Source organism: Ensifer sp. ENS06, from assembly GCF_014852205.1.
Lineage (GTDB): Bacteria > Pseudomonadota > Alphaproteobacteria > Rhizobiales > Rhizobiaceae > Ensifer > Ensifer adhaerens.
The window spans coordinates 319055-339361 of sequence record NZ_JACVBC010000006.1; the positions used below are offsets into that span (position 1 = coordinate 319055).

Here is a 20307-nt window from a genome sequence, read left to right on the forward strand (position 1 = left end):
CATCGCCAATCAGGACGGAAACACATTCGACGCGAGATCGACCGCGGACCGCCGCCGAGACGGCGGTCCGCCCGGCCAAAACGCCGCTGCGCGCGGATTGTTCCTAGAGCCCGGCCGCGTCCTTGAACTGGTACCACCAGGAACCGATGGTGGAATACTGCGCCCGGAACATGCGCCCGCCCGGGAACGGATACCAGGGCAGCTTCTCGAAGACGTCATAACGCGTAGTGTCGCCGTCGATCGCCTCGGCGAGCGTGCGGCCGAAGAGGTGCGAACCGGTAACGCCGTGGCCGCTATAGCCATGGGCGAAATAGGTGTTGCTGCCGATCCGGCCCATCTGCGGCACGCGGGTGAAGGAGAGCGCGAAATTGCCGCTCCAGGCATAGTCGATCTTCACGCCCTTGAGCGCGGGGAACACCTTTTCGAGATTGGGCTTCAGCTTGGCGACCACGTCGGCCGGATCGGTTCCGCCATAGACGGTACCGCCACCGAAGATCATGCGCTTGTCGGCCGAGAGCCTGAAATAGTCGAGGATATAGCGCACGTCCTCGACGCACATGTCGCTCGGGATCAGCGAATGGGCAAGCTCTTCGCCGAGCGGCGCCGTGGTGATCATCTGCGTCGAAACCGGCATAACGCGCGAGACGAGCTTCGGCACGGCATCGCCGAGATAGGCATTGCCGCAGAGAACGACGATGCGCGCCGAAACCTCGCCGCCTTCAGTATAGACGGTCGGCCGCGCCGCCTCGTGGTCGACACGTGTCACCGGCGACTGTTCGTAGATCGTGCCGCCAATGCTTTCGAAGGCACGGGCCTCGCCGAGTACCAAATTGAGCGGATGCATGTGGCCGCCGGTCGTGTCCAGCATGCCGCCGCAATAGGCATCCGACTTGACGAGCTTGGCGAGCGCGACACGGTCGAGCAACTGGTGGTCGTCCATGCCATATTTGCGCCAGAGCGCCTGCTTGGCTTCGAGCTCCTTCATATGCGCCGGCGTATAGGCGGCGTAGATATTGCCCGGCTTCAGGTCGCATTCGATCTGGTACTGGCTGACGAGGCGGCGGATGATCTTGCCGCCCTCCTGCACCAGCCCGCCGATGAAGCGCGCCGCATCCTCGCCGTAGCGGCGCTGGATGGTCGCGAGACTGGCATTAAGGCCGTTGACCACCTGACCGCCGTTGCGGCCCGAAGCGCCCCAGCCGACCTGCGCGCCCTCGATGACGACGACCTTGTAGCCTTTTTCGGCAAGGTGGATCGCCGTCGACATACCGGAATAGCCGGCGCCGACGACGCAGACATCGGCCTCGACCCGGCCCTGCAGCCGGACCGGCGTGCGGATGATGTTGCGGGAGGCGGCGTAGTAGCTGGTCGGGTAGCTGCCGTCACCGGCATAGGATTTCTGTTTGGTAAGCATCAGACGATTTCCAGATAGGCGCTGAATTCGTAGTCCGTGACCTGCTCGGCAAAGCCCGCGATTTCCTGGCGTTTGCAGGCGATAAGCATCGAGCGCAGCACGGGATCGAAGATTTCGGCGGCAATCGGTCCTGCCTCGAAGCTGTCGACCGCTTGCCCCCATTCCGAGGGAATTTTGGGCAGTTTCTCCGCTGCATAGGCCCGACCCGAAACCGGCGCCGGCGGCTTCCACTTGTTGCGGATGCCGACCAAGGCAGCACCGAGGATCGCGGCAATGACGAGATAAGGATTGGAGTCGGCACCGGCGACGCGGTGCTCGATACGCCGCGCGGCAGGATTGCCGCCGGGAATACGGATGGCCGAGGTGCGGTTCTCGTAACCCCAGCAGACGGCGGTTGGCGCGTGCGTATCCGGCCGCAGTCGCCGGTAGGAATTGAAATGCGGCGCAAACAGCAGCGTCGTCTCGGCCATGCCGCGCAGTAGACCGGCGACGGCGTTCTTCAGCATCGGCGAGCCCTCGTCGCTGCCGTCGTTGAAGACGTTGTTGCCCTCCTCGTCGAGCAGGCTGAAATGGATATGCATGCCATTGCCGGAACGGGTGCCATAGGGCTTGGCCATGAAGGTCGCGGCGAGCCCATGCTTGCGCGCCACGCCTTTGACAATGCGCTTGAAGAAGATCGCGTCGTCGGCCGCCTTCAGCGGGTCGTCGGTGTGGAGCAGGTTGATTTCGAACTGGCCGATGCCGTTCTCGGCGATCGCCGCATCCGCCGGCACGTTCTGCCGGGCGCATTCCTTGTAGACGTCGGAAAAGAACTCGCCGAAATCGTCGAGTTCGTCGATTGAGAGGATCGCATCGGAATCGAGACGTTTGCCGGTATAGGGCGAGATCGGCGGCACTGCGCTGTCCGGCTCCGGGTCGATCAGGTAAAACTCCAACTCGGTCGCGACGACGGGACGAAGGCCGAGCTCCTTGTACTCCCGCACGACCGCCGCCAGGGCCTGGCGCGGATCGGCGAGAAACGGCTTGCCGTCCTCAAGCTGCAGCCAGAGCGGCACCAGCGCGCTCGGCCGCGAGGTCCAGTTGACCGGCAGCGCGCCGCGGCCGGTGACACCGCAGATGCCGTCGCGGTCGCCGCTCGCAAACACCTGCTCGCTGTTGATGATGTCCTCGCCCCAGACGTCGACACCGACGATCGAGAGCGGCATGCGGATGCCGCCGCCGAGCACCTTGCCCGCCTGCTCCACTGGCACGCGTTTGCCCCGCATGATGCCGTTGAGGTCGCAGACGACGGCCTGGATGCTTTCGATCGGCCCGTTCTGCTCGAGCCATGCCTTGAATGCGCTGGGATCTTCCGCGTCGAGCGACATATCGCAAATCTCTTTTTGTGATCACATTTTCAGAAAGTTGACATAATTCGGGAATTGGAGTCAAGCAGCGGCAGTGCTATCAGGCGTTTGACGTAGAGCGGGACGCGGAAAAGTGTATGCAGGCGTTTGCCAAACACCGCTCTCGCTGATGAGAAAGCCATCGCAATTCGGGCAAAAGGACATGCGCACTTGAAACCCCTTGTCTTACCGCCACTTGCGCGCCCCGACGGCATGACCACGCATGACTATGCCTTTCACCGGCTGCGCCAGGCGATCATGGTCGGCGCGTTCCGACCCGGCACCTCCGTCACCATCCGCGGCCTGGCCGAGGCGCTTGAAAGCAGCCCGACCCCGGTGCGCGAGGCGCTTAGACAGCTGACCTCGATCGGCGCGCTGCAGTTCCTCGAAAACCGCCGCATCGTGGTTCCGCACATCACGCCCGCCCGCTTCGAAGAACTGATCTCGTTGCGCATTGCGCTCGAAAGCCATGCGGCTCGCCGGGCCGTCGCTCATCTTTCCGAACGTCAGATCGAGAAGATCACGGCGATCGACGACAGCATCGAGACGGAGATCCGTCGGGGTGACAAGGTGGCGGCGCTGATCGCCAACCAGGCGTTTCACCGGATGATCTATACGGCCAATCCCGATGCGGTCGCCGTGCCGCTGATCGAGAGCGTCTGGCTACAGCTCGGCCCGATCCTCGGCATCGCCATGGAACACGTGACCGAACTTTACGTGGTCGACCGCCACCGCGAGGCAATCGAGGCGCTGAGGCGCCGCGATGAGAACGCTGCTGCCGACGCGGTCGCTGCCGACATCCGTGAGGGTATCGGCGGCTTCGACCAGCAGGCGGTTGCACGGTTGCTGCGATTGGCTGCCTGAGGCGATGCCGTCATAAATTTTAGTGTGACTAAAATTCCATATTGACAACGCTCAGCCACAGCACCAAAGTCGTGCAAATACAGACGCATAGCGACGGGAAGCGACCAGCCTCCCGGCCTCATGTTCGTGCATTCGAGGGGGAGGTGTCCGCTTGAAGAGCCAAAGATCCAAGTCCCGCCGCAAGACAGGCGCGGGCCTCAAGCATTCCCCGTAGCCGACGACGCGCCGATCTCCGGTGCTCCTTTCCCCCTCACCTTCGGCCACGGCCGCATGACCGGCTGTGGCATCTGATTTCTCAAGCCAGAATTGGAAACACCATGAAGGAACTCACCAAGAGCCGTTTTGCAGCACTCCGCCGCACGATGGCCGAAAGCAATGTCGGCCTCGTCGCGTTGGCGCCGGGATCGCATATGGATTGGCTGATCGGCTACCATCCGCATCCCGACGAACGCCCGTGCCTACTGCTCATCGGCCCGGAGAAGGAAGCGTTCCTGATGCCGGCGCTCAACGCCGAAGGCACGCGCGAGCACACCGACATCGCCTTCCACAACTGGGCCGATGACGTTGGCCCGAGCGACGCCCTGACCGCAGCGCTTGCCGATGTCGGCGCCGCAAAGCCCGGTCGCGTCGTGCTCGACGAAACCATGCGCGCCGATTTTGCGCTGCTGCTGATCGATGCGCTGCCCGCCGATACCGCGCGCGAATTCACCCCGGCGACGCTCGGCGCGCTCCGCATGCGCAAGGACAAGAGCGAGTACGCGCTTCTGAAGATGAATGCCGGCATCGCCGATCGCGCCATGCAGGCGGCATTCTCCAAGATCCGCCCGGGCATGACGGAGAAGGAACTGGCCGCCGAGATCCGCGGGCACTTCGCCTCGGAAGGTGCCGCACCGGCCTTCTGGATCGTCGGCGCCGGCGGCAACGGCGCCTTCCCGCATCACTCCGCCAGCGAGCGGGTGATCGAGGAAGGCGATGCCGTGGTCATCGACATCGGCGGCCGCAAGCAGGGCTTCCCGAGCGACATTACGCGCATGGCGATCGTCGGCCCCGCGCCCGAAGGCTACGGGCAGATCCACACGATCGTCGAAAGGGCCGTCCAGGCGGCACTGAAGGCGGCTCGCCCGGGCGTGCTCGCCAAGGAGGTTGATGCTGCTGCCCGCAAGGTGATTTCGGACGCCGGTTATGGCGAGTACTTCGTCCACCGCACCGGCCACGGCATGGGCATCGACGGCCACGAGCCGCCCTATATCACCGCGACCTCGGAAACCGTGCTCGAAGAAGGCATGGTCTTCTCGATCGAGCCCGGCATCTATCTCCCCGGCCGCTTCGGCATCCGGCTCGAGGATATCGTTATCCTCCGGGAGGATGGGCCGGAGGTTCTCTCCTCACTCCCCCGCGACGTTCACGTCGCGAAGGTCTGATCAAAGTTGCGGCGCCCCAGGGCGCCGCTTCTCTTTGCGCTCTTCGTCGAGCCCTGCGGCTATTGAACCGGCCGCTTGCGCGGCTTCGCGAGCTCGCTGCCCTTCTTGCCGGGTTGCTTCTTGTAGACGGGCTGCTGCTGCTCGACCGGTGGCCAGATCCAGTAATAGCCATAGGGCTTGCGCTGGATCCCCTCGTAATACTCGCCCTTCCGCGTCCGCATCTGAGCCTCGGCATCCCCCGTAGCCGCCACCATGACGAAGAACGCGCCGAGCACGGCTGCGACCACGAACTGATATTCCGATTTCATCATCACCAGAGCTCCTTGCCTCCCTTGTCTACGCCTGAGGCGAGCGGGGTCAACAGTTGTGCGTCTATCAGTTCTTGCTTGACGACCCCAACTGGCTTGATCATATTGGTGAGATGTCAGACCAATTTGGCCTCTGGGGAGGGAGCCGAATGAATGAACCGGCAAGAGCGGCACTGATGCCCCTGCCCCCGGCCGACCGGGCTCAGCAGGTGATTGCCGCGTTGGCTGACTACATAGAACAATCGGGCCTGAAACCCGGCGAACGCCTGCCGGCCGAGCGCGAGCTGATGACGGCGCTGGCCGTCGGCCGCTCCACGATCCGTGAGGTCATTCGCCACTTCCAGGCACTCGGCGTCGTCGAGGCGCGCAAGGGCAGCGGCACCTATCTCTTGCGCACGATCTCCGGCGCGACCGTCCATATGCCGCTCACGCTCGACGCGGCGCACCTGCGCGACGTGCTGTTGATGACACTCGAAGTGCGCCGCGGCATCGAGGTCGAGGCCAACATGGTCGCCGCCCGCCGGCGAACCGAAGACGACCTGAAGGTCATCGAAATCAGGCTCAACGAAATGGAGCGCGTGCATATCGCCAAGGGCACGTCGGGGCCGGAAGACCTGGCCTTTCATCTGGCGATCTACGACGCCACCCACAATCCGCTCTTTCGCCAGCTGCTCGAACAAATGCGCGAGGCCTTCGAGCGCTTTTGGGACCATCCTTTCGACCGAACGGATTTCGCCCGTCGCTCCTTCCCGTTCCACCGCACCCTCTTCAACGCAATCGCTGCTCAGGACCCCGAGACCGCGCGCGAAGAAACGCTGAAAATCCTCGCGATCGTCGAGGAAGACATCAAGGAAATGTCCAAATGACCAACGGCCTCGATCCGTTCGACCACGCCTCGCTGATCGTCGCGCATGACGAAGGCCACGCCTTCGACGCCGTCGTGCCGCCGATCGTGCAGACCTCGCTCTTCACCTTCAAGGACTATGACGACATGGTCGCCTCCTACCGGGGCGAGCGCGTGCGGCCGATCTATACCCGCGGCCTCAACCCGACTGTGCGCATGTTCGAGGAGATGCTGGCGAAACTCGAAGGCGGCGAGGACGCGATCGGTTTTGCGAGCGGCATGTCGGCGATCTCCTCTACCGTGCTCTCCTTCGTCGAGCCGGGCGACCGGATCGTTGCCGTCAACCATGTCTATCCCGATGCCTTCCGCCTGTTCGGCACGCATCTGAAGCGCATGAAGATCGAAGTGACCTATGTCGACGGCCGCGACGAGGAAGCGGTCGCCAAGGCGCTGCCCGGCGCAAAGCTCTTCTACATGGAAAGCCCGACGAGCTGGGTAATGGACACCCACGACGTCGCTTCCCTTGCCCGCCTGGCGAAGGACCAGGGCATCATCACCGCGATCGACAACAGCTGGGCGAGCCCGATCTTCCAGCAGCCGATCTCGCTCGGCGTCGATCTCGTCATCCATTCGGCCTCGAAATATCTCGGCGGCCACTCGGACGTCGTCGCCGGCGTCGTCACCGGATCGAAGGAACTGATCGGCCGCATCCGTTCCGAAGCCTATCCCTATCTCGGCGGCAAGCTTTCGCCCTTCGACGCCTGGCTCTTGATCCGCGGCCTGCGTACCTTGCCGATCCGGATGAAGTCGCACGAGCGCTCGGCGCTTGAAGTCGCGCGCCGCCTGCAGGCTCACCCGCTGGTCGAGACCGTCTGCCACCCCGGCCTTGGCAACACGTTGCCGCCGGGCCTTTCCGGCACCTCCGGCCTCTTCTCATTCATCTTCCGCGAGGGCGTCGACGTCAGGCGCTTCGCGGACCATCTCGAACTCTTCAAGCTCGGCGTGTCCTGGGGCGGGCATGAAAGCCTCATCGTGCCGGGCGAAGTCGTGCTGTCGCAGAAAGCCCAGCCCAATTCCGCGGCCGCCTTCGGCATCTCGCCGCGATCGGTACGGCTCCATGTCGGTCTGGAGGGAACGGAGGCCCTCTGGAGCGATCTCGAAGCGGCGCTCGCCGTCGCTTCGACTGACTGACTGGAGCGGGATGAGGATCCCGGTCCGCCCACTTTGAACCAAAACCAACGAAGAAAAGAGGGAACAGAAATGAAGAAACTGATCACTGCCACGCTTCTCGCCAGCCTCATGGCCGGAAGCGCGCTCGCCGACACCAAACTGAAGCTCGTCGAGGTCATCACCAGTCCCGAGCGCACCGAGACGCTGAAGTCGATCGTCGCCAAGTTCGAGGCCGCCAACCCCGGCACGACGGTCGAAATCATCTCGCTTCCCTGGGGCGAAGCCTTCCAGAAGTTCGCGACCATGGTTTCGGCCGGCGAACTGCCTGACGTCATGGAAATGCCCGACACCTGGCTGTCGCTCTATGCCAACAACGGCATGCTCGAAAGCCTCGAGCCCTACCTCGCCAAGTGGGAACACACCGGCGGCCTGACGGAACGCGCGCTCGAACTCGGCCGCGACGTCAACGACACCGCCTACATGCTGCCTTACGGCTTCTACCTGCGCGCCATGTTCTACAACAAGAAGCTCTTGTCGGAAGCCGGCGTCAACGAGCCGCCAAAGACCATGGACGATTTCGTCAAGGCGTCCGAAGCCGTCTCGAAGCTTCCGGGCAAGTCCGGCTACTGCCTGCGCGGCGGTCCGGGCGGCCTCAACGGCTGGGTGATGTTCGGCGCCACCATGGCCGGCAGCAACACCTTCTTCAATGAGGACGGCACCTCGACCATGAACGGCGAAGGCTGGGTCAAGGGCCTCACCTGGGTGATCGATCTCTACAAGAAGGGGCTGGCGCCGAAGGACAGCGTCAACTGGGGCTTCAACGAAATCGTCGCCGGTTTCTACAGCGGCACCTGCGCCTTCCTCGACCAGGACCCGGATGCTCTGATCGCGATTGCCGAGCGCATGAAATCGGAAGACTTCGGCGTCACCACCATGCCGAAGGGCCCGAGCGGCAAGGCTTTCACAACCATCGGCTTTGCCGGCTGGTCGATGCTATCGGCAAGCCAGAACAAGGACCTCTCCTGGAAGCTGATCGAGACGCTCGAAGGGCCGGAAGGCAACATCGAGTGGAACAAGCGCACCGGGGCGCTTCCGGTACACAAGTCGGCCGAGAAGGATCCCTTCTATGCCAGCGCGCAGTTCAAGGGCTGGTTCGACGAACTTGCCGACAAGGACGTCGTCCTGACTGTGATGCCGACCTACCTCGAGGAATTCGCCTTCTTCAAGGATTCGCTCGCCATCAAGACGACCCAGGAAGCCTTGCTCGGCGATATCACGCCGCAGCAACTCGCCGACCAGTGGGCCGACTACCTCACCAAGGCACAGCAGAAGTTCCTCGCCAGCAAGAAGTAAGCTTTTGGCCGGCGGCGGTTCGCCGCCGCCGGCCCTCATAACTCTTTGAGCGGAATGAAGTGTGCGCGGTCTCCGCCCTTCCCGCTCCGACCTAGAATCGAGGCACGCCCGAAAAACCGGCGGCCGCACAGGGGAAATTTCGATCGATGGCCTATGTCGCCCGCCAAAGCGGCCTGCCGGCAAGCAGGACGCCGCTGAAGAAGCGCATCGCCGATGGCGCCGCACCCTATCTCTACAGCGCGCCGGCGCTGATCCTGATCGTCACCGTGATGCTGGTGCCGCTGGTGCTCGGCGTCTCCTACGCCTTCCGCGATATCCAGCTCCTGAACCCGTTCTCCGGCGCCTATATCGGTCTTGATCATTTCCGGGCGCTGTCCGAGGACCAGGCCTTCTATCGGGCATTGCGCAATACGCTCTGGTGGACCGGTGCCTCGGTCTTCTTCCAGTTCGTTTTCGGTCTGATCCTCGCATTGCTGCTCGACAAGCCCTTCTACGGCCGCGGCCTCGCCCAGGCGCTCGTCTTCCTCCCGTGGGCAGTACCGAGTTTCCTCGCCGGCCTTAACTGGGCCTGGCTGTTCAATCCGGTCGTCGGCCCACTGCCGCACTGGCTCTTCGGCCTCGGCATCATGAGCGAACCGAACAACATCCTGTCCGACCCGCAGCTTGCCATGTGGGGACCGATCATCGCCAATGTCTGGTGGGGCATCCCCTTCTTCGCCATCACGCTGCTAGCAGCCCTTCAGGCGATCCCTCGCGATCTTTACGAGGCCGCCAGCATCGACGGCGCCGGCCCAGTGCAACGTTTCTTGTCGATCACCCTTCCCTTCCTTGCGCCCACCATCGCCATCACCATCCTCCTGCGCACCGTCTGGATCTCCAACTTTGCCGACCTGATCATCGTCATGACCAATGGCGGACCGGCCGACCGAACCCAGATCGTCGCCAGCTACATCTTCACCCAGGCCTTCAAGCGGCTGGATTTCGGTTACGCCTCGGCGATCGCGCTCGTGCTCCTGGCGCTGCTGCTCGCCTATTCGATGCTGATCGTCATCCTGCGGCAATGGCTCCTGAGCAAGGATTGAACCGATGCGCGCCAAACCTCTTTTCCTCACGATCGCGCACCGGCTGGCAATCCTTGCCTACATCGCGTTTGCGCTCTTCCCGCTCTACTGGCTGCTGAAGGTCGCCGTCACGCCCAACGATCTGCTCTACTCCGAAGGCATTCGAATGTGGCCGTCGCGCGCCAGCCTTGAGCACTTCGATTTCGTGCTCCGCCACAGCGCCTTTCCGGTGTTCTTCAAGAACAGCCTGATCGTCTCGGGTTCCACCGCCGTCATCGTCACCATCCTCGCCTCGCTCTCGGGCTACGCCCTGTCGCGCTTCAATTTCCGCGGCAAGTACTGGCTGGTGGCGCTGATGCTCCTGACGCAGATGTTCCCGCTGGTGATGCTCGTGGCGCCGATCTTCAAGATCCTCTCGCCGCTCGGGCTGACCAACAGCCTGACCGGCCTTGTCATCGTCTACACCGCCTTCAACGTGCCGTTTGCCACCTTCCTGATGCAGTCGTTCTTCGACGGCATCCCGAAGGATCTGGAGGAGGCCGCGATGATCGACGGCGCCACCCAATTCGTCGCCTTCCGCCAGATCATCCTGCCGCTGACGCTGCCCGGCATTGCCGCGACGCTCGGCTTCGTCTTCACCGCAGCGTGGAGCGAGCTACTGTTCTCGCTGATGCTGATCTCCGGCAACGATCAGGCGACGTTCCCCGTCGGGCTTCTGTCCTTCGTGTCGAAGTTCTCCGTCGACTTCGGGCAGATGATGGCCGCCGGCGTGCTCGCGCTCATCCCCGCCTGCCTCTTCTTCCTGCTCATTCAACGCTATCTCGTCCAGGGCCTCACGGCCGGCGCGGTCAAAGGCTGAGGATTGTTCTCATGGCTTCCATCGATATCGCCAATATCCAGAAATCCTACGGCATCCACCCGGTCCTGCACGATGTCGACCTGAAGATCGGCGACGGCGAATTCGTCGTGCTCGTCGGCCCGTCCGGCTGCGGCAAGTCCACGCTACTGCGCATGATCGCCGGGCTCGAAAGCGTGACCTCGGGCGAAATCCGCATCGCCGGAAAACGCGTCAACGAACTGGCCCCGAAGGACCGCGACATCGCCATGGTGTTTCAGTCCTACGCGCTCTATCCGCACATGTCGGTCGCCAAGAATATGAGCTACAGCCTGAGGCTGAGGAAGGTCGCCAAGGAAAAGATCGCAAGCGTCGTCTCGGGCGCTGCCGCCAAGCTCGGTCTCGACCCGCTGCTCGAACGCCGCCCCCGTGCACTTTCGGGCGGACAGCGCCAGCGCGTCGCCATGGGCCGGGCCATCGTGCGCGAACCCAAGGCGTTTCTCTTCGATGAGCCGCTCTCCAACCTCGACGCGCGCCTCCGCGAACAGATGCGCGCCGAGATCAAGAAGCTGCACAAGGACTTGGGCGCCACCTCGATTTACGTCACCCACGACCAGATCGAGGCGATGACGCTCGCCGACCGGATCGTCGCCATGAACGGCGGCTTCGTCCAGCAGGTCGGAAGCCCTCTTGATCTCTATGACCGCCCGGCCAATCTCTTCGTGGCCGGCTTCATTGGGTCGCCAGGGATGAACTTCTTCGAGGGAACCTATCGCAACGGCACCGCCCCGCGCTTCGAGACCGAAGGCGGCATCATCGTTCCGGCCCAGCCGCATCCTGCCTTGACGGACGGCGCCAGGGCGACGCTCGGCATCCGGCCGGAGCATGTCGAGATCGGCGTCGAAGGCCCGGATGCGCTGAAAGCCAATGTCGACCTGGTCGAACCGACGGGCTTCGGCATCATCCTGCACCTCTCCTTCGGCCGTGCCGGCTTCAAGGCGTTTACCAACGACCGCCGGTTCCTCAACGTTTCCGGCTCGCTGCCCGTACGCCTGCCGGTCGAGCGGCTGCACTTCTTCAACGCCGACGGCAATCGCGTCTGAGCGCCGGCAGCGACATGGCGAAAATTTAGGCGCATCCGGCAAACCGGCCGGCTGCGCCGGTTGACTTCCACAAAGCGAGGCGTACCGTCGTCGTGTCGCAAGTATCAACCGCCGTGGCGCCAACTTAAGAGAAGCAAGCACCGCCAAAACGACAGATTGACGATAGCCTTCCTTGCCTGCGCCCGGCGATATTGAGGAAGTGTCATGCGAATTCTTGTTGTTGCCCTTGCCTTTTCGACAACGATGCTCTGTCCGTTCGCTGCCCTTTCGCAAGAGGGCGATGCGGCCGCCGGAGCCACCGTCTTCAAGAAATGCGCCGTCTGTCATGTGGCCGACAGCGACACCAACAAGGTTGGGCCATCGCTCAACCATCTGTTCGGACGAACGGCAGGCACTCATGCCGACTTCAGCTACTCACCGGCGATGATCGATGCCGGCAAGGGTGGACTCGTCTGGGATGAGGCGCATCTGCGCGACTATCTGCACAATCCAAGGACCAAGGTGAAAGGCACGAAAATGGCCTTTGCCGGTTTGAAAGATGATACGGATATCTCCAACCTCATCGCCTATCTCAAGCAGTATTCGCAGTAACCTGCGGAGACTAAACGCAACCGCTGCTCGCACGGAGGCGGCGAATTGCGACTGTTCGACGTTCGTGTAATAATTGCAGCTACAGCACCGCGTGTCTGACCAGATGCGCAAAGGTCGCTGTAGAACTTTGAATTCCTGCATGTTTTGCCGTTTGATCGGCGACGATTAACGGAAACATGCAGAAGGCTCTACGGATTGCGTATTCATGCCCACAGCCGCCAGCGGCGAGGAGGGACAGAAATGGCCGTGGTAGTTGTTCTGGTTTTGGTGGCCGTCGGTTCGGTGTTGTTCCATCTGTTGAGCCCATGGTGGTGGACGCCGATCGCGTCCAACTGGAATTACATAGACAATACGCTCATCATCACCTTCTGGATTACCGGCGTCGTCTTCGTCGCCGTCGTGCTTTTCATGGCCTATTGCGTCCTGCGTTTTCGGCATCGCCCGGGAAACCGGGCGGCCTATGAACCGGAAAACAGGAAGCTCGAAGGGTGGCTTGCCGGCGGCACCACGCTCGGCGTCGCCGCCATGCTCACCCCCGGCCTTTTCGTCTGGCACCAGTTCGTGACCGTGCCGGATGGTGCGGCGGAGGTAGAAGTCGTCGGCCAGCAATGGTTGTGGAGCTTCCGGCTGCCCGGCGCCGACGGCAAGCTCGGTACGTCGGAGACCCGCGACATCACGCCTGAAAATTCGCTCGGCCTCAATCGCAACGATGCGGTCGCCCTCGACGACGTCGTCATCGAAGGCGGCGAGCTGCATCTGGAGGTCGGCAAGCCGGTCAAGATCCTGCTGCGATCGGTCGACGTGCTGCATGATTTCTACGTGCCGGAGTTCCGCGCCAAGATGGACATGGTGCCGGGCATGGTCACCTATTTCTGGCTGACGCCGACGCGCACCGGCACGTTCGAAGTGCTGTGCGCGGAACTCTGCGGCACCGGTCACCCACAGATGCGCGGCACCGTCGTCGTCGACAGTGCCGCCGATTATCAAGCCTGGCTCTCGCAACAGACGACATTCTCGCAATTGCAGGCAAAGGCAGGAACGAAAGAAACGGCGCAGGCAGTGAATGCCGCCCCGGCGCAATAACAGGCGCCCCGACGGCCAAAGCGGGATGAGGAAAAGTGCTCGCGATATCCGCCCGCATCCCGCTCGTGAGGAGACGCAATTCCATTGTTGGACGTGCGGAATTGCAGGTTCAAGGCGTTGGATCGAGATGATCCGGTGTTGGGAGGTTCTCGCAGATGGTCGATATCCGGTCAGGCACGGGCGAACAGATTGGCCCCGCGGAAGTGGAGGACGTGGAACTCTATCATCCCCATAGCTGGTGGACGCGTTATGTCTTCAGCCAGGATGCGAAGATCATCGCCGTGCAATATGCCTCGACCGCGATCGCCATCGGCATGGTCGCCCTCGTGCTCTCCTGGCTGATGCGTCTGCAGCTCGGCTTTCCGGGCGCCTTCGCCTTCATCGATGCGGAACGCTACTACCAGTTCATCACCATGCACGGCATGATCATGGTGATCTATCTGTTGACTGCGCTCTTCCTCGGCGGCTTCGGCAACTACCTGATCCCGCTGATGCTCGGCGCGCGCGACATGGTCTTCCCCTATGCCAACATGCTGAGCTACTGGCTGTATCTGCTGGCCGTCCTCGTGCTCGTCGCGAGCTTCTTTGCACCCGGCGGGCCGACCGGCGCCGGCTGGACGCTCTATCCGCCACAGGCAGTGCTTTCCGGCACGCCCGGCGGCAAGGACTGGGGCATCATCTTGATGCTCTCCTCCCTCATCCTATTCGTCATCGGCTTTACCATGGGTGGCCTCAACTATGTCGTCACCGTGTTGCAGGGGCGCACGCGCGGCATGACCTTGATGCGCATGCCGCTCACCGTCTGGGGCATCTTCACGGCGACGGTGATGGCGCTTCTCGCCTTCCCCGCCCTCTTCGTCGCCTGTGTCATGATGCTGTTCGACCGGGTGCTCGGCACCAGCTTCTTCATGCCGGCGATCGTCGAGATGGGCGAGCAGCTGCAGCATGGCGGCGGCAGCCCGATCATGTTCCAGCACCTCTTCTGGTTCTTCGGCCATCCGGAGGTCTACATCGTCGCCCTGCCCGCCTTCGGCATCGTCTCCGATCTCATCAGCACCCACGCCCGCAAGAACATCTTCGGCTACCGCATGATGGTCTGGGCGATCGTCATCATCGGCGCGCTCTCCTTCATCGTCTGGGCGCACCACATGTATGTCAGCGGCATGAACCCCTATTTCGGCTTCTTCTTCGCCACCACCACCCTGATCATTGCCGTGCCGACGGCGATCAAGGTCTACAACTGGGTGCTGACGCTCTGGCGCGGCGATATCCATTTGACGCTGCCGATGCTGTTCGCGCTCGCCTTCATCGTCACCTTCGTCAATGGCGGGCTGACCGGTCTGTTCCTCGGCAATGTCGTCGTCGATGTGCCGCTCTCCGACACGATGTTTGTCGTCGCCCATTTCCACATGGTCATGGGCGTTGCGCCGATCATGGTGATTTTCGGGGCAATCTATCACTGGTATCCGAAGATCACCGGCCGCATGCTCAATCAGGCGATGGGGCAGATCCACTTCTGGGTCACCTTCGTCGGCGCCTATCTGATCTTCTTCCCGATGCACTATCTCGGGCTGATCGGCATGCCGCGCCGCTACTATGAGATGGGCGAGACCGCCTTCGTGCCGGCATCCGCCCACACGCTCAACGAGTTCATCACCATCATGGCGCTGATCGTCGGCGCCGCCCAGATCGTCTTCCTCTTCAATCTCATCTGGAGCATCCGCCACGGCCGCGAGGCCGGCGGCAACCCCTGGCGGGCAACGACGCTCGAATGGCAGACGCCGGAAACGCCACCGCGGCATGGCAATTGGGGTAAGGAGCTGCCGGTCGTCTACCGCTGGCCCTATGACTACAGCGTGCCGGGTGCAGCGGAAGATTTCATTCCGCAGACTGAGCCGGGTTCAGTAGGCCACGCGCCGGAGGGTGCCTCATGAACGTCACCCTCGTCTTCCTGGCGGTGATCTTCGCGATCGCCGCCTGGTGGCTCAGCCGGCAGCGGCTGTTCTCGAAACCCTGGCTGGAGGTCGGCCACGCCCACGATCCCCGTCCGCGCGGTAGGCCTTCGATCCCGCCTGCAAAAATCGGCCTTGGCGTCTTCCTTGCTGTCGTCGCCGCGCTCTTCTCTCTCTTCATCAGCGCCTACTTCATGCGCATGGCCTCCACCGACTGGTGGTCGACGCCGATGCCGAAGATCCTCTGGCTGAACACCGCCATCCTTGCGCTTGGCAGCCTGCTTCTGCATGCGGCCCGCGTCACTGCCGAACAGCATCGTGACGAGGCGAGCCGCACGGCGATGATCGCAGCCCTTGCCGCCGGTCTCGCCTTCCTCGCCGGCCAGGTCTTTGCCTGGCGGGAGTTGACCGACGCTGGCTTCCTGCTCGCCGACAATCCGGCCAACAGCTTCTTCTACATGATCTCGGGCATGCATGGCCTGCACATCCTCGGCGGCCTGTTCGCGCTTACCCGGGTCATCGTCAAGACGCGCACCGGCCCGATGGGCGAAAGGGCCGTGCTGTCGATCACGCTCTGCGCCACCTACTGGCATTTCATGCTGGCCGTATGGCTGGTGCTTTACGCGCTCTTTTCCGGCTGGGCCAACGACTTCGTCGAGCTCTGCCGGTCCCTCTTGACTTGAAGGAGGCAAGGCATGTCCGCCGAGACACATTCGCCTGTCCGAGAACCGCTCCATCGCCCCGCGGGACTTGCCGGCTTTGCCGCCGACTGGGCCTCCGACCAGCGGACGTTCAAGAACGTCTCCTGGGGCAAGGCGATGATGTGGATCTTCCTCTTGAGCGACACCTTCGTCTTCGGCTGTTTCCTCATCGCCTACATGTCGGCGCGCATGTCGACGGCCGTGCCCTGGCCCAATCCGAGCGAGGTCTTCGCGCTGCACATCGGCGGCTCGGACGTGCCGCTGATCCTGATCGCCATCATGACCTTTGTGCTGATCACCTCGAGCGGCACCATGGCCATGGCCGTCAATTTCGGTTACCGGCGCGATCGCAAGAAGACCGCTCTGCTGATGCTGCTGACCGCCCTTTTCGGCGCCACCTTTGTCGGCATGCAGGCCTTCGAATGGACGAAGCTGATCACCGAGGGCGTGCGTCCCTGGGGCAACCCCTGGGGTGCTGCCCAATTCGGCTCGACCTTCTTCATGATCACAGGCTTCCACGGCACCCACGTCACCATCGGCGTCATCTTCCTGCTGATCATCGCGCGAAAAGTCTGGCGCGGCGATTTCGACACCGAACGGCGTGGCTTTTTCACGAGCCGAAGAGGACAATACGAGATCGTCGAGATCACCGGCCTCTACTGGCACTTCGTCGACCTCGTCTGGGTCTTCATCTTCGCATTCTTCTATCTGTGGTGAGGCATGGCCATGACGGAAACGACTGTTCACACCCACTCGGCACCGGCAGCAAAAGCGGAAGGCCACGCGCAAACCCACCAGCAGCATCCGATCGGCCTCTACCTGGTCGTCTGGCTGCTGCTTTTCGTGCTCAGCACCTTCTCCTACCTCGTCGACTATGTCGGGCTGCAGGGTTATCTCCGGTGGTCACTAATCCTGATCTTCATGGTTCTGAAGGCCGGGCTGATCGTCGCGATCTTCATGCACATGGCCTGGGAGCGGCTGGCGCTGATCTACGCGATCCTGCTGCCGCCGCTGCTGGTGCTGGTCTTCGTGGCGCTGATGGTTTCGGAATCACACTACGTGCTCTTCACCCGCCTAACCTTCTTCGGCGCCGCGCCGTGAGGATGAGGGCGGCGCTGCCCAAGGAGGCGGCACCGCTGGCTGTCTTGTGCCTCAGTGCTGCTGAAGCCCGGTGATCATCGCGATGATCTCGTTCTTGTCGGTCTTCGCCGTCTCTCGGATTCCGATCTGCTTGCCGCGACGCAGGACACAGATGCGATCCGACAGCTTGAAGACCTGATCGAGGCTGTGGCTGATGATCAGTACGCCGATGTTACGGCTTTTCAGCGATTCCACGATCTCTTCGACCTTGGCGGTTTCGGCAACACCAAGCGCCGCCGTCGGTTCGTCGAGAAGGATCAGCTTGCTCGCCCAATGGGTGGCGCGGGCAATCGCGACGCCCTGGCGCTGGCCGCCCGAGAGATCGCGGATCGTCGCGTGCGCCGAGGGGATGCGGACATCCAGTTCCTTCACCAGTGTCTCGGTCTCGGCAATCATCCGGCGCCGGTCGAGCAGGCCGAAGCGGTTCGTCGGCTCGCGGCCGAGGAACATGTTCATATAGACCGTCTGCTGGTCGGCAAGCGCCAGGTCTTGATAGACGACTTCGATGCCATGGGCGCGCGCCATGGTGGCGTTCGACATCGCCACGGTCTGGTTCTCGATGGTGATCGTTCCCGAGGTCGGCGTGTAGACGCCGGAGATGATCTTGATCAGCGTCGACTTGCCAGCGCCGTTGTCGCCGACGAGCGCCACGATCTCGCCCGGACGGACCTCCAGCGAGAAGTTCTCGATCGCGGTGACGCCGCCAAAGGTCTTGCGGATGTCCTTCAGCTTCAGGACCGGCTCTGCTGCAGCACTAACGTTCGCGTTCATGACGTCGCCCCTCATACCGGCCAGGCTGCGGTTTCGCCGAAACCGTTTTCGATCGTTTCCACCTTCGGCGCGCCCTTGGAGATGCCCGACACACCGACGACATAAGCGCGGGTGACGAAGGCCTGGCCGCGGAAGCCGAACACCGCCGTATCGCCAGGCTTCGGCGCCGCCGCACCGCTGGCATCGATCATCGCGTAATAGTCGATCGCCGAGGGTGGCGGCACTTCGACGCTTCGAAGCGCCGATGCAGCCGTGGTCGGCTCAGTCGATACGATCGCCTTGACGTCGTAATCCGGGAAGATCGGGTCGATGTAGAAGCCGCCACCGAAGCAATAGGCCTTGCCGCCCGAGAGATGGGAGACCTCTGTAAGGTAGAGCACCGCCGGCAGTTCCGGCAGGTCTTCCATCACGTGCAGCGCGGTGGTGCCATGCAGGCCGTTGCCCGGCTCACATTGCGTCGCACCCGCTTCGGCAAGGGCCGGCAGCATGACGCTGGAGGTCGTGCCCGGTGCGTTCACCTCGATCCCTGTCCGCCCGGCCTTGGCCAGCGCCTCGGCCGCTTTCGAGAGCGTTGCCAGGTTGTGTGTCGGCTTTACCTTGCGGCTTTCATGATCGAAGAGTAGCGCAGGAAACGTGGTGATGCCGGCAAAACGGCCACCGGCGAGGTCGTCGAGGCGATCGGCAACCGCAGCAACGTCGCTGGCATCGAACCCGCCTTCGTGACCGCGGTAGAAGGTGTCGCCTTCCGCCCTGATGCGGGCGAGGAGATCCTGCCGATAGCCGGCGGCATGCGCGCCGGCCGCCGCTTCTGCTGCCTTCTCGGCGTTGAAGACCGTCCAGTAGTCGGGCCGGAAGGTCTTCGCCGCGGCAGCCGCCTCGTGGCGCGCGACCTGCTGCAGGTGGCCGAGATGGCCGACCTTCAGGCCTGCCTTGTGGGTGGCGCGGGCGCAGGCCATGTCGACGGCAACCGAACGATCGATGCCGCCGCGCTGGACGGCATCACAGAACGAGCTGGAGCGGCCAACCTGCTTGGTCATGGCAAAGGTCTTCAGGCCGAGGCGACGGGCCTCGTTGCTCATGATCGCCGCATTGCCCTCGACCGTATCGAGGTCGAGCACGTAGGCGTTGGCCGGGATCTTGCCCTGCTGGTGCAGGGCCATCGCCGCTTCGATGAATGCCGGGTTGCGGCGGCGCAGAACGTCGAGAAACATGAAATCCTCCTTCAGCGGGACTTTTCGCGCAGCGACACGGCGACCGCAGCGAGGATGATGAGACCGCGAACGATCATCTGGTCGGATACGGAAAGGCCCATCAGGATCAGGCCATTGTTGAGCATGCCCATCATCAGCGAGCCGACGAGCGCGCCGATGATCGTGCCCTTGCCGCCGTTGAGCAGCGTGCCGCCGACGATGACGGCGGCGATCACCGTCATCAGGTCGGTCTCGCCAAGCGTGTACTTCGCCGCCTGCAGGCGACCGGCGTAAAGCAGGCCCGCAAGGCCGGCGAGACCGCCGCTGATCATCAGAACGGCCAGCCGAATGCGTGGCACGCTGATGCCGGAGACGCTCGCTGCCCGGCTGTTGTCGCCGGTCGCCAGCACATGGGCGCCGAAGCGGGTTTCGCGGTAGATGACATGGCCGCAGACGACGGCAACGAGGGTCCACCAGATCAGCGAGGGCACGCCGAGGAACGAGCCGGAGCCGAAGAAGCCGGTAAAGGTGCTGTCGGTCACCGGGATCGAGCGCAGGTTCGTCATCGAGCGGGAGACGCCGGCGAAAAGCCCGAGCGTCGCCAGCGTCACCAGGAAGGACGGCAGTTTGACATAGGCGACCAGTGCGCCGTTCAGGAGCCCGATCAGCACGCCGGCGCCGATACCGGCGACGACGCCAGCCACCAGGCCGTACTCGTTGATCGTCACCGCCGCCGCCAGTGCCGAGACGGCAACTGTCGAGCCGATCGACAGATCGATCTCACCGGCCGACATGACGAAGACGAGGCCGATCGCCATGATCGTCACCGGTGCTGTCTGCAGCATGATGTTCGACAGGTTGCGAACCGTCAGAAACCCGCTGTCGCGAAGCACGATGGCGAAGAACAGAAAGATCGCCAGGAAGCCGAGATAGACGACGTATTGCTGCAGGTTGAGGCGACTGACGAGGCTCGCCGGCTGGCCGCTCGCACTGGAATGGGCACTGGACATTATTCTTCCTCCGAAGGCAGGGGGAAAGCTCCCCCCTGCACTACGGCGCCGCGGGTCTGGTCAGACGCGCAAAGGTCGCCGCAGCACTATGAAAAGCTGCATGTTTTACTC

20 protein-coding genes are annotated in these 20307 nt (G+C 62.9%); 14 read left to right on the forward strand and 6 right to left on the reverse strand.

Going from position 1 to position 20307, the window contains the following annotated elements; genetic code table 11:
- Nucleotides 1–103: 103 nt before the first annotated feature.
- On the reverse strand, nucleotides 104–1417 hold the full coding sequence (locus IB279_RS22525) for an FAD-binding oxidoreductase (RefSeq protein WP_162744653.1): 1314 nt from the start codon (nucleotides 1415–1417) through the stop codon (nucleotides 104–106).
- Nucleotides 1414–2781, reverse strand: coding sequence for a glutamine synthetase family protein (locus IB279_RS22530; protein WP_034798892.1), 1368 nt, complete (start codon nucleotides 2779–2781; stop codon nucleotides 1414–1416). Before IB279_RS22530 ends, IB279_RS22525 begins: the two co-directional genes overlap by 4 nt.
- A gap of 189 nt (nucleotides 2782–2970) precedes the next feature.
- On the opposite strand from IB279_RS22530, the gene IB279_RS22535 reads away from it, so the two are divergent.
- Together IB279_RS22535 and IB279_RS22540 are read left to right on the forward strand one after the other, a co-directional pair.
- Nucleotides 2971–3663: a GntR family transcriptional regulator gene (locus tag IB279_RS22535; protein WP_034798895.1), complete on the forward strand. Its 693-nt coding sequence runs from the start codon at nucleotides 2971–2973 to the stop codon at nucleotides 3661–3663.
- Nucleotides 3664–3980: 317 nt separating this feature from the next.
- On the forward strand, nucleotides 3981–5084 hold the full coding sequence (locus IB279_RS22540; protein ID WP_113292869.1) for a Xaa-Pro peptidase family protein: 1104 nt from the start codon (nucleotides 3981–3983) through the stop codon (nucleotides 5082–5084).
- Between the two features lie 59 nt (nucleotides 5085–5143).
- Here IB279_RS22540 and IB279_RS22545 read toward each other — a convergent pair whose 3' ends face one another.
- Nucleotides 5144–5395 carry a hypothetical protein gene (locus IB279_RS22545; RefSeq protein ID WP_090298298.1) on the reverse strand — a complete coding sequence of 84 codons (252 nt, stop codon included), beginning with the start codon at nucleotides 5393–5395 and terminating at the stop codon, nucleotides 5144–5146.
- Between the two features lie 146 nt (nucleotides 5396–5541).
- On the opposite strand from IB279_RS22545, the gene IB279_RS22550 reads away from it, so the two are divergent.
- The 12 genes from IB279_RS22550 (at nucleotide 5542) to IB279_RS22605 (ending at nucleotide 17186) form a co-directional block, all read left to right on the forward strand.
- A complete protein-coding gene (locus IB279_RS22550; RefSeq protein ID WP_034798900.1) occupies nucleotides 5542–6258 on the forward strand; it encodes a FadR/GntR family transcriptional regulator in 717 nt (238 codons plus the stop codon).
- Nucleotides 6255–7427: a PLP-dependent transferase gene (locus tag IB279_RS22555; RefSeq protein ID WP_034798903.1), complete on the forward strand. Its 1173-nt coding sequence runs from the start codon at nucleotides 6255–6257 to the stop codon at nucleotides 7425–7427. Before IB279_RS22550 ends, IB279_RS22555 begins: the two co-directional genes overlap by 4 nt.
- A gap of 69 nt (nucleotides 7428–7496) precedes the next feature.
- On the forward strand, nucleotides 7497–8759 hold the full coding sequence (locus tag IB279_RS22560) for a sugar ABC transporter substrate-binding protein (protein WP_060582988.1): 1263 nt from the start codon (nucleotides 7497–7499) through the stop codon (nucleotides 8757–8759).
- Between the two features lie 146 nt (nucleotides 8760–8905).
- The gene (locus IB279_RS22565; protein WP_051659467.1) at nucleotides 8906–9841 is read left to right on the forward strand and encodes a carbohydrate ABC transporter permease; all 936 of its coding nucleotides are present in this window, start codon (nucleotides 8906–8908) and stop codon (nucleotides 9839–9841) included.
- A gap of 4 nt (nucleotides 9842–9845) precedes the next feature.
- Nucleotides 9846–10679, forward strand: coding sequence for a carbohydrate ABC transporter permease (locus IB279_RS22570; RefSeq protein WP_112771938.1), 834 nt, complete (start codon nucleotides 9846–9848; stop codon nucleotides 10677–10679).
- Nucleotides 10680–10690: 11 nt separating this feature from the next.
- Nucleotides 10691–11758 (forward strand): ABC transporter ATP-binding protein, encoded by a 1068-nt coding sequence (locus IB279_RS22575; protein ID WP_034798909.1) that lies wholly within the window; start codon nucleotides 10691–10693, stop codon nucleotides 11756–11758.
- A gap of 204 nt (nucleotides 11759–11962) precedes the next feature.
- Nucleotides 11963–12349 carry a cytochrome c family protein gene (locus tag IB279_RS22580; RefSeq protein ID WP_034798911.1) on the forward strand — a complete coding sequence of 129 codons (387 nt, stop codon included), beginning with the start codon at nucleotides 11963–11965 and terminating at the stop codon, nucleotides 12347–12349.
- A gap of 240 nt (nucleotides 12350–12589) precedes the next feature.
- The gene (locus tag IB279_RS22585) at nucleotides 12590–13432 is read left to right on the forward strand and encodes a cytochrome c oxidase subunit II (RefSeq protein WP_192339821.1); all 843 of its coding nucleotides are present in this window, start codon (nucleotides 12590–12592) and stop codon (nucleotides 13430–13432) included.
- 155 nt (nucleotides 13433–13587) lie between these two features.
- Entirely contained in the window at nucleotides 13588–15366 is a 1779-nt protein-coding gene (gene ctaD, locus IB279_RS22590; RefSeq protein ID WP_110819502.1) for a cytochrome c oxidase subunit I, read from the forward strand.
- Complete coding sequence (locus IB279_RS22595) at nucleotides 15363–16067, forward strand: cytochrome c oxidase subunit 3 (RefSeq protein ID WP_112771936.1); 705 nt, start codon at nucleotides 15363–15365, stop codon at nucleotides 16065–16067. The genes ctaD and IB279_RS22595 overlap by 4 nt, the downstream gene beginning before the upstream one ends.
- A 12-nt stretch (nucleotides 16068–16079) precedes the next feature.
- A complete protein-coding gene (locus tag IB279_RS22600) occupies nucleotides 16080–16802 on the forward strand; it encodes a heme-copper oxidase subunit III family protein (protein ID WP_034798919.1) in 723 nt (240 codons plus the stop codon).
- Between the two features lie 9 nt (nucleotides 16803–16811).
- Nucleotides 16812–17186 (forward strand): cytochrome C oxidase subunit IV family protein, encoded by a 375-nt coding sequence (locus IB279_RS22605; RefSeq protein ID WP_089045831.1) that lies wholly within the window; start codon nucleotides 16812–16814, stop codon nucleotides 17184–17186.
- A 51-nt stretch (nucleotides 17187–17237) separates the two neighbouring features.
- On the opposite strand, the gene IB279_RS22610 is transcribed toward IB279_RS22605, so the two are convergent.
- The 3 genes from IB279_RS22610 to IB279_RS22620 are packed head-to-tail and all read right to left on the reverse strand — an operon-like array spanning nucleotide 17238 to nucleotide 20196.
- Nucleotides 17238–17996: an ATP-binding cassette domain-containing protein gene (locus tag IB279_RS22610; RefSeq protein ID WP_089045853.1), complete on the reverse strand. Its 759-nt coding sequence runs from the start codon at nucleotides 17994–17996 to the stop codon at nucleotides 17238–17240.
- Between the two features lie 11 nt (nucleotides 17997–18007).
- Nucleotides 18008–19207 carry an alanine racemase gene (locus IB279_RS22615; RefSeq protein WP_112771935.1) on the reverse strand — a complete coding sequence of 400 codons (1200 nt, stop codon included), beginning with the start codon at nucleotides 19205–19207 and terminating at the stop codon, nucleotides 18008–18010.
- An 11-nt stretch (nucleotides 19208–19218) separates the two neighbouring features.
- Nucleotides 19219–20196, reverse strand: a complete 978-nt coding sequence (locus IB279_RS22620) for an ABC transporter permease (protein ID WP_034798931.1) — start codon at nucleotides 20194–20196, stop codon at nucleotides 19219–19221.
- Between the last annotated feature and the right edge of the window lie 111 nt (nucleotides 20197–20307).

Bases quoted from the DNA above. Each gene is read 5' to 3' on its own strand.
- IB279_RS22530 (WP_034798892.1), bottom strand. From the start codon at position 2,781: ATGTCGCTCGACGCGGAAGATCCCAGCGCATTCAAGGCATGGCTCGAG.
- IB279_RS22540 (WP_113292869.1), top strand. From the start codon at position 3,981: ATGAAGGAACTCACCAAGAGCCGTTTTGCAGCACTCCGCCGCACGATG.
- IB279_RS22545 (WP_090298298.1), bottom strand. From the start codon at position 5,395: ATGATGAAATCGGAATATCAGTTCGTGGTCGCAGCCGTGCTCGGCGCG.
- IB279_RS22550 (WP_034798900.1), top strand. From the start codon at position 5,542: ATGAATGAACCGGCAAGAGCGGCACTGATGCCCCTGCCCCCGGCCGAC.
- IB279_RS22555 (WP_034798903.1), top strand. From the start codon at position 6,255: ATGACCAACGGCCTCGATCCGTTCGACCACGCCTCGCTGATCGTCGCG.
- IB279_RS22560 (WP_060582988.1), top strand. From the start codon at position 7,497: ATGAAGAAACTGATCACTGCCACGCTTCTCGCCAGCCTCATGGCCGGA.
- IB279_RS22565 (WP_051659467.1), top strand. From the start codon at position 8,906: ATGGCCTATGTCGCCCGCCAAAGCGGCCTGCCGGCAAGCAGGACGCCG.
- IB279_RS22570 (WP_112771938.1), top strand. From the start codon at position 9,846: ATGCGCGCCAAACCTCTTTTCCTCACGATCGCGCACCGGCTGGCAATC.
- IB279_RS22575 (WP_034798909.1), top strand. From the start codon at position 10,691: ATGGCTTCCATCGATATCGCCAATATCCAGAAATCCTACGGCATCCAC.
- IB279_RS22580 (WP_034798911.1), top strand. From the start codon at position 11,963: ATGCGAATTCTTGTTGTTGCCCTTGCCTTTTCGACAACGATGCTCTGT.
- IB279_RS22585 (WP_192339821.1), top strand. From the start codon at position 12,590: ATGGCCGTGGTAGTTGTTCTGGTTTTGGTGGCCGTCGGTTCGGTGTTG.
- ctaD (WP_110819502.1), top strand. From the start codon at position 13,588: ATGGTCGATATCCGGTCAGGCACGGGCGAACAGATTGGCCCCGCGGAA.
- IB279_RS22595 (WP_112771936.1), top strand. From the start codon at position 15,363: ATGAACGTCACCCTCGTCTTCCTGGCGGTGATCTTCGCGATCGCCGCC.
- IB279_RS22600 (WP_034798919.1), top strand. From the start codon at position 16,080: ATGTCCGCCGAGACACATTCGCCTGTCCGAGAACCGCTCCATCGCCCC.
- IB279_RS22605 (WP_089045831.1), top strand. From the start codon at position 16,812: ATGACGGAAACGACTGTTCACACCCACTCGGCACCGGCAGCAAAAGCG.
- IB279_RS22610 (WP_089045853.1), bottom strand. From the start codon at position 17,996: ATGAACGCGAACGTTAGTGCTGCAGCAGAGCCGGTCCTGAAGCTGAAG.
- IB279_RS22615 (WP_112771935.1), bottom strand. From the start codon at position 19,207: ATGTTTCTCGACGTTCTGCGCCGCCGCAACCCGGCATTCATCGAAGCG.
- IB279_RS22620 (WP_034798931.1), bottom strand. From the start codon at position 20,196: ATGTCCAGTGCCCATTCCAGTGCGAGCGGCCAGCCGGCGAGCCTCGTC.